The organism is Pseudomonas sp. Rh2 (genome assembly GCF_040762985.1).
GTDB lineage: Bacteria > Pseudomonadota > Gammaproteobacteria > Pseudomonadales > Pseudomonadaceae > Aquipseudomonas > Aquipseudomonas taiwanensis.
The window spans coordinates 4,992,772-5,005,617 of record NZ_CP142890.1 but is presented as its reverse complement, the minus strand read 5'-3'; the positions used below and the strand labels follow the sequence as shown (position 1 = coordinate 5,005,617).

General features: G+C 62.1%; 8 protein-coding genes. All 8 read left to right on the top strand.

The window, feature by feature from the left end:
• Positions 1-139: 139 nt before the first annotated feature.
• Positions 140-1,822 (top strand): fatty acid--CoA ligase, encoded by a 1,683-nt coding sequence (locus VXM67_RS22810; protein ID WP_023382324.1) that lies wholly within the window; start codon positions 140-142, stop codon positions 1,820-1,822.
• 330 nt (positions 1,823-2,152) lie between these two features.
• Positions 2,153-4,090: a DUF1302 domain-containing protein gene (locus VXM67_RS22805; protein ID WP_023382323.1), complete on the top strand. Its 1,938-nt coding sequence runs from the start codon at positions 2,153-2,155 to the stop codon at positions 4,088-4,090.
• A gap of 17 nt (positions 4,091-4,107) precedes the next feature.
• A complete protein-coding gene (locus tag VXM67_RS22800; RefSeq protein ID WP_027907455.1) occupies positions 4,108-5,472 on the top strand; it encodes a DUF1329 domain-containing protein in 1,365 nt (454 codons plus the stop codon).
• 315 nt (positions 5,473-5,787) lie between these two features.
• Complete coding sequence (locus tag VXM67_RS22795) at positions 5,788-8,505, top strand: LuxR C-terminal-related transcriptional regulator (protein WP_367237387.1); 2,718 nt, start codon at positions 5,788-5,790, stop codon at positions 8,503-8,505.
• Positions 8,506-8,667: 162 nt separating this feature from the next.
• Positions 8,668-10,275: a tetratricopeptide repeat-containing response regulator gene (locus VXM67_RS22790; RefSeq protein WP_023382320.1), complete on the top strand. Its 1,608-nt coding sequence runs from the start codon at positions 8,668-8,670 to the stop codon at positions 10,273-10,275.
• Complete coding sequence (locus VXM67_RS22785; protein WP_023382319.1) at positions 10,272-10,964, top strand: sensor histidine kinase KdpD; 693 nt, start codon at positions 10,272-10,274, stop codon at positions 10,962-10,964. Before VXM67_RS22790 ends, VXM67_RS22785 begins: the two co-directional genes overlap by 4 nt.
• Before the next feature lie 356 nt (positions 10,965-11,320).
• On the top strand, positions 11,321-11,962 hold the full coding sequence (locus VXM67_RS22780) for an MBL fold metallo-hydrolase (protein WP_041925550.1): 642 nt from the start codon (positions 11,321-11,323) through the stop codon (positions 11,960-11,962).
• 109 nt (positions 11,963-12,071) lie between these two features.
• Complete coding sequence (locus VXM67_RS22775; RefSeq protein WP_023382317.1) at positions 12,072-12,791, top strand: OmpA family protein; 720 nt, start codon at positions 12,072-12,074, stop codon at positions 12,789-12,791.
• Positions 12,792-12,846: the final 55 nt, after the last annotated feature.

The window sequence follows — 12,846 nt, the reverse complement described above, 5'->3', positions numbered from 1 at the left end:
TGAGAAGGGCCAACACCCGAACAATGCCACTCATACCTTGGTTGAGCCAAATCATTCCTTTGGCTGATTTAGCCGTCACATTGGCCAACTAGAGTTGGTATCAGAGTTGTCCGACACGCTTTCAAGAAAAGGGATACCCATGCTGCAGACTCGCATCATCAAGCCCGCCGAGGGCGCCTATGCCTTCCCGCTCCTGATCAAACGCCTGCTGATGTCGGGCAGCCGCTACGAAAAGACGCGTGAAATCGTCTATCGCGACCAGGTGCGGCTGACGTATCCACAACTCAACGAGCGGATCGCCCGGCTGGCGAACGTGTTGAGCGAAGCCGGGGTCAAGGCCGGCGACACTGTCGCGGTGATGGACTGGGACAGCCACCGCTACCTGGAATGCATGTTCGCCATCCCGATGATCGGGGCAGTGGTGCACACCATCAACGTACGCCTGTCGCCCGAACAGATCCTCTACACCATGAACCATGCCGAAGACCGCTTCGTGCTGGTCAACAGTGACTTCGTCGGCCTCTACCAAGCTATCGCGGGGCAACTGACCACAGTCGACAAGACGCTGCTGCTGACCGACGGCCCGGACAAAACCGCCGACTTGCCCAACCTGGTGGGCGAATACGAACAGTTGCTGGCCGCCGCCAGCCCGCATTACGACTTCCCTGACTTCGACGAGCACTCGGTAGCCACCACGTTCTACACCACCGGCACCACGGGTAACCCCAAAGGGGTTTACTTCACCCATCGGCAACTGGTGCTGCACACCCTGGCCGAAGCCTCGGTCACCGGTAGCATCGACAGCGTGCGGCTGCTGGGCAGCAATGACGTGTACATGCCCATCACACCGATGTTCCATGTGCATGCCTGGGGTATTCCCTACGCCGCTACCATGCTTGGCATGAAGCAGGTGTACCCAGGGCGTTACGAACCGGACATGCTGGTCAAGTTGTGGCGCGAGGAAAAAGTCACCTTCTCCCACTGCGTACCGACCATTTTGCAGATGCTGCTCAACTGTCCGTCGTCGCAAGGCGAGGACTTCGGCGGTTGGAAAATCATCATTGGCGGCAGCGCGCTCAACCGTTCCCTGTACGACGCTGCCCTGGCCCGTGGCATCCAGCTCACGGCCGCCTACGGCATGTCCGAAACCTGCCCGCTGATCTCCGCCGCGCACCTGAACGACGAATTGCAGGCTGGCAGCGAGGACGAACGGGTCACCTACCGGATCAAGGCCGGTGTGCCGGTGCCGTTGGTGGAGGCCGCTATCGTCGATGGCAACGGCAATTTCCTCCCCGCCGACGGTGAGACCCAGGGCGAGCTGGTGCTGCGCGCGCCGTGGCTGACCATGGGCTACTTCAAAGAACCGGAAAAAAGCCAGGAGCTGTGGGCGGGCGGTTGGCTGCATACCGGTGATGTGGCGACCCTCGATGGCATGGGCTACATCGACATCCGCGACCGCATCAAGGACGTGATCAAGACTGGCGGCGAGTGGATTTCGTCGCTGGACCTCGAGGACCTGATCAGCCGTCATCCGGCGGTACGCGAGGTGGCGGTAGTGGGGGTTGCCGACCCGCAGTGGGGCGAGCGTCCATTTGCCTTGCTGGTGGTACGCGACGGGCAGGCAATCGATGCCAAGGGACTCAAGGATCATCTCAAGCCGTTCGTCGAAGAAGGGCATATCAACAAGTGGGCCATTCCAAGCCAGATCGCCGTTGTTACTGAAATTCCCAAGACCAGTGTCGGCAAGCTCGACAAGAAGCGTATCCGCCAGGACATCGTTCAGTGGCAAGCCAGTAACAGTGCGTTCCTGTCGACCCTGTAACACTGTCGCGGGTCGCCTCCAAACGGTCGCGACCCGCATGCTAGAGAGGCAGCGCCTTGCCAAACGGCGAAAATGCGCCATGCTTCGCTCTGCTGGCGCGCCGTGATCACTGCCACGGGTCGCGTTGCAGGCACGGAACGCAAATCACACTTTAGAGGGATCAAGCACCTGTGCCTGCTGGCTATAGTCGAGGCCAGGGGATTTTTCAGGAATGGGGGAGGGCGACATGCGCAACACGTGTCGCCGCAGGTAAACGCCTGCATACCGGTCGCACGGGCCGTTTCTGAAAGGACTCACTGCCATAACAAAAAAGTACATGGAGTAGCGTCGATGAAATCTGCAAACCTGTTCTGGCGCCGGGCCAAGCTGCCCCTGGCCGTCAGCCTCGCTTCTACGCTCGCAAGTCCAGCTTTCGCGGTCAGTTTCAACATCGGAGAAATCGAAGGCCAGTTCGACTCGTCGCTCTCCATTGGCGCCAGCTGGTCGACCGCCAACCCTAACAAGAACCTCATCGGGGTCAACAATGGCGGCCGGGGGCTGTCGCAGACCTCCGACGATGGCCACCTGAACTTCAAGAAGGGCGAGACCTTCTCGAAGATCTTCAAGGGTATTCACGATCTCGAACTCAAGTACGGCGACACGGGCGTATTCGTGCGTGGCAAGTACTGGTACGACTTCGAACTGAAGGACGAGCACCGCGAGTTCAAGGACATCAGTGACTCCAACCGCAAGGAAGGTGCAAAGTCCGCAGGCGGGGAAATCCTCGACGCATTCATCTATCACAACTACAGCCTGGGTGACTTGCCGGGTACCGTTCGTTTCGGCAAGCAGGTCGTGAGCTGGGGCGAAAGTACCTTCATCGGCGGCGGCATCAACGCCATCAACCCAATCGATGTCTCGGCGTTCCGCCGGCCTGGCGCGGAAATCAAGGAAGGCCTGATCCCGGTCAACATGTTCTACCTGTCGCAAAGCGTCACCGACAACTTGACCATGGAAGGCTTCTACCAACTGGAGTGGGACCAGACCGTCGTCGACAACTGCGGCACCTTCTTCTCCCAGCCCGACGTGATTGCCGATGGTTGCAACAACAACCTGGCGGTGCTGGCCACCCAGGATGCCGTGGCGAGCCGCCTTGGCGCTCAGATCGGCCCATTCGCCGGCCCGGCCATGAATGCGCTGGCCGGGCAAGGCGTGACCTGGGGCTCGCCTGACGAGGGTGTGATCGTGAAGCGTGACGCCGACCGTGACGCCCGTGACAGCGGCCAGTTCGGTGTGGCCCTGCGCTATATGTACGAGCCGCTGAACACCGAGTTCGGTGGTTACTTCATGAACTACCACAGCCGTGCGCCGATCTTCAGCGGCCGTGGCGCGGCTGCCGGCTTCTACCAGCCAGGCAACCTGGCCGGGGCACTGATCGCTGCGGGCGTTCCGGCCGCTGCCGCGACCAACCCGGCGCTGCTCCAGGCGCTGATGCCGCTGTATGTGGCGGGCAACTCCAGCTACTACGTGGAGTATCCGGAGGACATCCGCCTGTACGGCCTGAGCTTCTCCACCACCTTGCCCACCGGCACGGCGTGGAGCGGCGAGATCAGCTACCGGCCGAACGCACCGGTGCAGTTGAACACCACCGATATCCTCTACTCGGGCCTGACCCCGCTCAACCCCAATGCCTCGGTCCTGGAAGGGAAGGCCGACACCGACCAGCCAGGCTATCGCCGCAAGGAAATCACCCAGCTGCAAACCACCTTCACCCACTTCTTCGACCAGGTCATGGGCGCGGAGCGCCTGACCATGGTGGGCGAGGTTGGCTGGACCCACGTCGGTGGCCTGGAAAGCACCTCCAAGGCGCGCTACGGGCGTGACCCGGTGTACGGTCCGGGTCCGCTGCCCAATGGTACCTGCCAGGCGCTCAACGGCAGCACGCTGGCCGGTGGTCCGCAGAACAACCTGTCGCGTTACTGTGAAAACGATGGCTTCACCACGTCCGACTCCTGGGGTTATCGCGTGCGGGCCATCTGGGACTACAACAACGTCTTCGCTGGCGTGAACCTGCGCCCCAGCGTGGCGTGGTCCCACGACGTCGACGGTTACTCGCCAGGCCCAGGCGGCAACTTCGAGGAAGGCCGCAAGGCAGTCAGCCTCGGCCTGGACGCCGAGTACCAGAACACCTACACCGCCAGCCTGTCGTACACCAACTTCTTCGACGGCAAGTACACCACCGTGGATGATCGCGACTTCGTCGCCCTCAGCTTCGGCATGAACTTCTAATCAGGACGAGACAGACAATGAAAACAACCAAAAGTCTGCTGAAAGCCGGGGTACTGGGCCTGTCCCTGCTGGCGACCAGCGTCATGGCTGCGGTTTCCGCCGACGAAGCGGCCAAGCTGGGCAGTACCCTGACCCCAATGGGCGCCGAGAAGGCCGGAAACGCCGACGGCTCGATCACGGCCTGGCAGCCGCTGTCCAAGACTGCCGGCAGTGTCGACAGCAAAGGCTTCCTGTCGGACCCGTACGGCAGCGAAAAGCCCAAGTTCACCATCACCGCGCAGAACGTCGACCAGTACAAGGACAAGCTGTCTCCCGGCCAGGTAGCGATGTTCAAGCGCTACCCCGACACCTATAAGATCCCGGTCTACCCGACCCACCGCGGGGCCACCGTGCCTGATGAGGTGTTTGCCGCCATCAAGGAAAACGCTACCAAGACCACCCTGGTCGAAGGTGGCAATGGTCTGAACAACTTCAAGACCGCTGTGCCATTCCCAATTCCGAAAAGTGGCCTGGAAGTGGTCTGGAACCACATCACTCGCTATCGCGGCGGCAGCGTGAGCCGTCTGGTAACCCAGGCCACACCGCAGCAGAACGGCTCTTACAGCCTGGTGTACTTCGCGGACCAGTTCGTCTTCCGTGACAAGATGAAGGACTACGACCCGAACAACCCCGGCAACATCCTGTTCTACTTCAAGCAGGAAGTGACCGCGCCGGCGCGCCTGGCGGGGACCGTACTGCTGGTGCACGAAACCCTGGACCAGGTGAAGGAGCCACGCAAGGCCTGGATCTACAACGCCGGTCAGCGTCGTGTTCGCCAGGCACCGCAAGTGTCCTACGACGGCCCGGGTACCGCGGCCGACGGTCTGCGCACCTCGGACAACCTGGACATGTACAACGGCGCACCCGACCGCTACGACTGGAAGCTCGAAGGCAAGAAGGAGATGTTCATCGCCTCCAACGCCTACAAGCTCGATGACCCGAAGCTCAAGTACGCCGACATCCTCAAGGCCGGTCACATCAACCAGGACCTGGCGCGTTACGAGCTGCGCCGAGTGTGGCATGTGGTTGCGACCCTCAAGCCTGGCCAGCGCCACATCTACGCCAAGCGTGATTTCTACATCGACGAAGACACCTGGCAGGCGGCGGTGATCGACCAGTACGACGGCCGTGGCCAGCTGTGGCGCGTCTCCGAAGCCCACTCCCAGGACTACTACAACGTGCAGGTGCCGTGGTACACCCTGGAAGCCATCTACGACCTGCAGTCGGGCCGTTACCTGGCGTTGGGCATGAAGAACGAGGAAAAACGTGCCTACGACTTCGGCTTCAGTGCCAGCAAGGCCGACTTCCAGCCTGCTGCGCTGCGCCAGACAGGGGTACGCTGAACCCCAACCTGAAAACACCTTGCTATCTCCCAGAACGCCCCGGCTTGCCGGGGCGTTTCTGTTTTTGCCACAGGCCCCGCCGCCCGCAAGGTCGTCGCGCTGCACATGGGCATCGGCTGGCCAGCGATAAGTCCCCCATCATTGTGCTGAATACCCTGGCAAACCCCCGCTCCAGCCTTTGTCCATCGGTGCTGTTGCTTTTTGTCGTAGTCTTTTTTGTGCCTGTAGCGTCCATCATCTTCAAATACGCCGAGTTACCCGCTAGTCTCGCAGCAATCCGTACTGCCGAAGTCTTCCAACTAGAACGAGCCGGCCATGACAGATCTGTCCCGTATGAATGGATTCGCCAGCCAGGCTTCGGGCCTGCTGGACGGGCGTTTCTTCCGGCCACCGCTGCCGGAGGGCCATGTACCGCGCCCACGCTTGTGCCAGCGCCTGCATGCAGGGTTGGCGGGGCGCTTGTTGTTAGTCAATGCCCCGGCCGGGTTCGGCAAGAGCTCCCTGGCCGTCGAGTTCAGCCAGGCACTGCCCGATCACTGGCGTAGCCTCTGGCTCGGGTTGAGCCGCCGCGATGCTGATCCTGGGCGTTTCCTCGAACGGTTGCTCGAAGGCCTCCAGCAGTTCTGTCCGGCGCTGGGTGGCCAGGCCATGGGGCTGCTGAAAATGCGCCAGCGCCATCAGCCGTTCGCGTTCGAGGAGTGGATCGACGGCCTGCTCGACGAATTGGCGCTGTACCTGCAACCCGACACCCCGTTGTTGCTGGTGCTGGATGACTATCACCTGGCGCAGGGGCCGGTACTCGACCGGTGCTTGCAGTTTTTCCTCAATCACTTGCCCAATGGGCTGGTGTTGCTGATCACCAGCCGTCAACGACCAGACTGGCACCTGGCGCGCCTGCGCCTGTCGCGGCAACTGGTGGAACTGAACGAGCAGGACTTGCGACTTACGCCTGATGAATCGCTGGCGGTCATTGGCCGGCAACCCATTGGGCTGCGTGGCCAGGCCCTGGACAACCTGATCCAGCGCAGCGATGGCTGGGTGGCCGGGCTGCGCTTCTGGCAGTTGGCGGCCAGCGAGTCCGGCGATGAACATGCCTTACCCCAGGCCCTGCATGGCGGCGAGGGGCTGATCCGCGACTACCTCTTGGAAGAAGTGATCGACATCCTGCCGGCCGATGTGCAGACGTTCCTGTACGACACCGCCTGCCAGGAGCGATTCTGCGCTTCGCTGTGCGATGCCCTGCGCGAGCGTCAAGACAGCGCCACGATCCTGCGTTACCTGCAGGCTCACCAGGTGTTCCTGGTGCCTTTGGACGAGCACGGCCACTGGTTCCGCTACCACCACCTGTTCTCGGACCTGCTGCGCAGTCGCCAGGCCAGTGAACCGCTGGCGCAACTGCACTTGCGTGCCTGTCGTTGGTTCGAGGCCCAAGGCCTGCTGGATGAAGCGGTGGAGCAAGCCCTGCGCGCCGGCCACCTGGATGTGGCTGCCGATCTGGTGCAGAGCCTGTCGGAAGAACAACTGCTAGCCGAACAGAATGTCGGCATGTTGCTGCGTTGGAAGATGGACTTGCCGGACAGCCTGCTGATCAGCACGCCGCGGCTGATCGTGCTGTACAGTTGGGCGTTGGGGCTGGCCTGTCAGCTGGATGCCGCGGAGGAACTGGCGGGGTATCTGAGCCGCTTCCTGCCTGCGCCATCGGCCACTGCGCAAAAGTCCATGCTGGCTCAGTGGCTGGCGCTGAGCGGTGTGATCGCCCGGGGGCGTGGTGACCGTGAGCGCACGTTGACTTACTGCGGCGAGGCGTTGCAGAGTCTGCCGAACAAACGCTATGGCCAGCGCCTGGTATGCCTTTCGACGCTCTCCAACCTGGCCATCGCCGATTCCGACTTCTGGCGTGCCAGGGGCTGGAACCGCGAGGCGCTGGAGCTGGCCCAGCGGGTCGGTAACCCGTTGTTCGAGGCGCTTGCTCATTACGACCGTGCCCGTGTCCTGCATGCCCGTGGCGAAGTGTTGCGGGCTCTGGATGAAGTTCGCCAGGGGTTGCAGCGTCTGCAAGGGCTGTCGGGCCAGCGGCTCTATGCCGTGCGCGCGCGGTTGACGCTGTATGAAGGATACCTGCTCGCTTCGAACCTGCAGCCGGCGCAGGGCCGGGCGCGTTTGCGGGCGGGGCTCGGCGAAGCGCGCGCCTGTCGTGATATCAGCGTACTGATCGGGCACTGCGTGATCGCCTCGCTCGATGGCCGCGAAGGCCAGTTTGCCGAAGCGTTCGCCGAGCTGGCCGAGGCAGAGCGGTTGATGCACATCTGGGACGTGCCGCCGATCTACTACCTGGCCATGATCACCTTGGTGAAATGTGAATTGTGGCTGGCCCAGGGGCGCACCGACCTTGCCGAGTCCTGGTTGCTGCGGCTGGGCCAGACCTACGGTGGCAAGCATGCGGCGGCGCCCCCGGAATTCCACCCCTTGCTGCCACTGCACATCGAGCTGCAGCAGGCGCTGCTCGAGCGTATCCAATCGCGCAGCGAAGAGGCGGTGCGGCGCCTTTCGAGCCTGGTCGAGCGAGGCCAGGCCAGCGGCGGGATGATGCTGACGGTGTTTGCGCTGTGCCAGTGGATGGCCCTGCTGCTGGAGCAGGGGCTGGAGGCGCAGGCCTCGGCCCTGTTGCCCAAGGCGCTGACGGCGGCTCAAGGTGGCATTCTGCAGCCCTTCCAGCGCTTGATCGAGGCGCATCCGCTTTGGCTGCGCGAACAGTTGCTGGCGAATGCAGGCGGTTATGCCCAGGCCCAATTGCTTGCGCGTCTACCCGAACTGCCGCTGGCCAGCGCTGGCAATGCTGAAGCCCTCAGCAGCCGGGAGCTCGCCGTACTGGAGCTGATCGCCCAAGGTTGTTCCAACCAGCAGATCAGCGAGCGGTTGTTCATTTCCTTGCACACCGTCAAGACCCACGCCAGTCATATCAACAGCAAGCTGGGGGTAGAGCGGCGCACCCAGGCCGTGGCCAAGGCCAAGTCCCTTGGCCTGCTGGCCTGAAGCTGGTTCTGCAGGCTGTCGCCTTGTAAAATGATGGCTCAGTGCCATTAATTGGGCGTCGCGTTCTCCGGGCTCATCTTTCCTGAAGTGCTGCCGATAAAAAAATCGGCGGTATGCATCGCCACGCGCCATTTTCCAATTATCCCAAGACAGGTCGTGTTGATGCTGCAGTACGGGCAAAAAAGCTTTCTGATCGTCGACGACTTCACCGACTTTCGCACGTCGACCCGTTCCATGCTGCGCGAACTGGGCGTGCGTGATGTGGACACCGCCGACAGTGGCGAGCAGGCCATCCGCATGTGCGGGCAGAAGCGCTACGACTTTATCCTCCAGGACTTCCACCTGGGCGACGGCAAGAAGAACGGCCAGCAGGTGCTGGAGGACCTGATCCTCGACAAGCTGATCAGCCACGAGTGCGTCTTCATCATGGTGACGGCCGAAAGCAGCCAAGCCATCGTGCTCAGCGCGATCGAACATGAGCCCGATGCCTACCTGACCAAGCCGTTCAACCGCGTTGGCCTGGCTCAGCGCCTGGAAAAGCTGGTGCAGCGCAAGACCCTGCTCAAGCCGATACTCCAGGCCCTGGACCGCGGTCGTCCGGCCGAAGTGCTGGCCGCGTGCGCCGAGCTGTGCAAGCAGGACCCGCGCTTCGCCCCGCTGTGCCTGCGCTATCGGGCCGATGCCTTGCGCGATCTCGGCCGCTTCGACGAGCTGGACAAGTTCCTCAAGGCCATTCTCGCCAGCCGACCGCAGCCGTGGGCGTACTCGGCGCTGGGCAGCCTGCTGCACAAGCGTGGTCAGCATGCCCAGGCCCAGGGCGTGTATGAACAGGCGCTCAAAGCCTTCCCGATCATGCCGGCGCTGTACGACGGCATGGCCGAGGTGCTGGTCGCCCAAGGCGAAACCAAGCGTGCCCAGCACATGCTGGAAGAAGCCGTGCGCCTGTCGCCCCTCGCGGTAAGGCGTCAGGCGGCCCTGGGCAAGCTGGCGTTGAGCAACGAAGATTTCGAAAGTGCCTCCAAGGCTTATCGGCATGCGGTGAACCAGGGGCAGAGCTCGCGCTACAAGGATGCCGAAAGCAACCTTGGCCTGGTTCAGGCATTGATGAACAAGAACGCGGGTTTTGGCCTCGATGCGCGTACTCGCGTCGAGATCAATACCGTGCTCAGCGAGGTGGCCAAGGAGAACGTCGAGGACCAGGGTCTGCAGGTTCGCGCCCGCTTGATGAAGGCCGCCAGCCTGCAGCAGGCAGGTGATGCCGAAACCGCCGCCAAGTTGACTGAGCAAGCCATGCAGCGTCTGGACAAGATGGAGCAGTTCTTCTCGGTCGAGGCTGCCCTTACCGTGGCCAAGCAGTTGCAAGCGCTTGGCCAGGAGGCAGCGGGCGGCGCCATTCTCAAAGGTTGCGTGGAAACCTATGGCGACGACCCCAAGGTCATGCAAAGCGTCGCCAAGCTGACTGACGACCCGGCGGTGCTTGGCGCTGTCACCGAGGCTGTCGACCTCAACCGTCAGGGTGTGCGCAGTTACCAGGGCGGGCAGTTGAACGAGGCGCTGGAGATGTTCCGCAAGGCGTTGGGGCTGCAACCGAAGAACATCAGTATCGCGCTGAACACGGCCCAGGCGTTGTTGCGCATCGGGGGTGAAACGCCATCGCCCGACATCATGCAAGAGTGCCGCAGTTGCCTGAACAGCGTGGCCGGCATCCCCGCCAGCGATAGCCGCTACGACCGCTATCGCAAATTGCACGTTCGGATATTCGGCGCATGAACCAGGACAACCAGGGGCTGGATTTCTCCACGGTGATCGCCTCCACCGTGCATGACGTGAAGAACTCGCTGTCAGCGTTGATCCAGGCACACGACCAGTGGCTGGCGCGCTTGCCCGAGGAGCTGCGCGGCGGGTCCGAGCAAGGGGTCATGGAACATGAGTTTCGTCATCTCAACGGCATGCTGGTGCAGCTGCTGGGCCTTTACAAACTGGGCGTCAACCAGTTGCCGGTATGCCCGGACTACCACGAGCTGGACGACTTCATCGAGGCCCAGCTCGCCGCTCACGAGGAGGTGCTCAAGCACCGCGATATCCTCGCTACCTGGCGTATCGACAGCGACAACCCGCTGGGTTTTTTCGACCGCGAACTGGTCGCCACGGTGGTGGCCAATGTGCTCACCAACGCCATCCGTTATGCCGGCCATGCGCTGCTGATCAGCATCGAGGAAGACGGTGAGCAGTTGGTGATAAGCGTCAACGACGATGGCGCGGGTTACCCGCCACGCATGCTCGAACGGCAGTTGGACTATGTGCAAGGGATCGACCCGCAGAGTGGCAGCACCGGGCTTGGTCTTTACTTCGCGGCCAGGATTGCGGCACTGCATGAACGCAATGGCGTACGCGGACGGATCGAGATTGCCAATGGCGGGGCGCTTGGCGGTGGGTTGTTCCGGTTGTATTTGCCTTGAGGCTGGTGGTGAATTGCGTTGAGGGTATTGGCGTACGCATGTATTTTTAGCGCCTATGAATGCGAACGCCGCCCGCGCGGCGCATCGCGAGCAAGGCTCGCTCCTACGTTTTTTTGGCCAGTAACACCAGTGGCAGACACGCGCGACCGCCTTGTTCGTAAGACTCGGTTTCGCGCCGTGCACCAAAGCGGTCGCGCGCAAATCCCGTAGCCATGACTGGCCCGAAACAAACGTAGGAGCGAGCCTTGCTCGCGATTCGCTGCGCGGGCGGCGCTCGATCTGCGCCTCACTACAGAACTGATGGTAGGCTCTCGTCTGAATCGCCCAAAACATACTCGGACATGCCCGGTAGCCAGATGCCCCCGCAAACCACCCTCATCCGCGAAACGTTCCCCGTCGGCCCCCTGCAGTGCAACTGCACGCTGATCGGCGACCCTGTCAGCAAAAAAGCCATCGTGGTCGATCCTGGGGGTGACCCGGACAAGATTCTCGCCCGCCTGCAGGCCCATGGCCTGACCTTGGTGAGCATCATTCACACCCACGCGCACTTCGACCATTTCCTTGCCTCAGGCAAGCTCAAGGAGTTGACTGGCGCCACCCTGCATCTGCACAAGGATGACCAGCCGCTGTGGGACAACCTGGAAATGCAGTGCCAGATGTTCGGGGTGCCCTACACGCCGGTGCCTTCGCCAGACCGCTGGCTTGGGGACGACGAGGAACTGGCCTGCGGTTGTGGCGTGGCGTTGCACACCCCGGGACACACGCCGGGTTCGATGAGCTTCTGGTTCGCCGAGGCCAAGCTGCTGGTAGCCGGTGACACCCTGTTCCGCCGTGGAATTGGCCGCACCGATTTGTGGGGTGGCGATCAGCGGGCCATCGTGCGCTCTATCAAGGAACGGTTGTATCGCCTGGATGAAGAGGCCATCGTGGTGACTGGCCACGGCCCTGACACACGCCTGGGCGACGAAATGCGCGAGAACCCTTTCGTGCGGGCGTGAGCCATCATGAAAAGCCTTTCATGGAATTTTTCCGTAAATTACCCATCCAAGGCTGGCGAAGATCCATTCGCGCTCTGCCGTACACATGAATTTCAGTAGGAGCTTGTCCATGTTCACCATGCGTCGTCTGATTATCGTCGCAACCGCCGCGGCCCTGATGGCCGGCTGTGCCAACCAGAACCCCTATGACAGCCAGGGTCAGGCGCAGGGCTCCACCGGGATGAGCAAAACCGCCAAGTACGGTGGCTTGGGCGCGCTGGCCGGTGCTATCGCCGGTGCCGCCATCGACCACAACAACCGTGGCAAGGGTGCGTTGATCGGTGCAGCCGCCGTCGGTGCCGCTGCCGCAGGCTATGGCTACTACGCCGACAAGCAGGAAGCCGCGCTGCGCGCGCAAATGGCAAACACCGGCGTCGAGGTTCAGCGTCAGGGTGACCAGATCAAGCTGATCATGCCAGGCAACATTACCTTCGCTACCGATTCGGCGAACATTGCCCCTAGCTTCTACACACCGCTGAACAACCTGGCCAGTTCGTTCAAGCAGTTCAACCAGAACACCATCGAAGTGGTTGGCTTCACCGACAGCACCGGCAGCCGCCAGCACAACATGGACCTGTCCCAGCGCCGTGCCCAGGCAGTCAGCAGCTACCTGACCTCCCAAGGTGTCGATGCCTCGCGCGTCACGGTGCGCGGTATGGGCCCGGACCAACCGATCGCCAGCAATGCCGATGCCAATGGCCGGGCGCAGAACCGCCGTGTCGAGGTCAACCTGAAGCCGATTCCTGGCCAGCAGTATGACCAGCAGGGTCAGGTTCAGCAGTACCCTTGATTGAGATAGGGGCTGCTGCGCAGTGTCTTCAACCACTGTCGCAGCGGCCTTGATC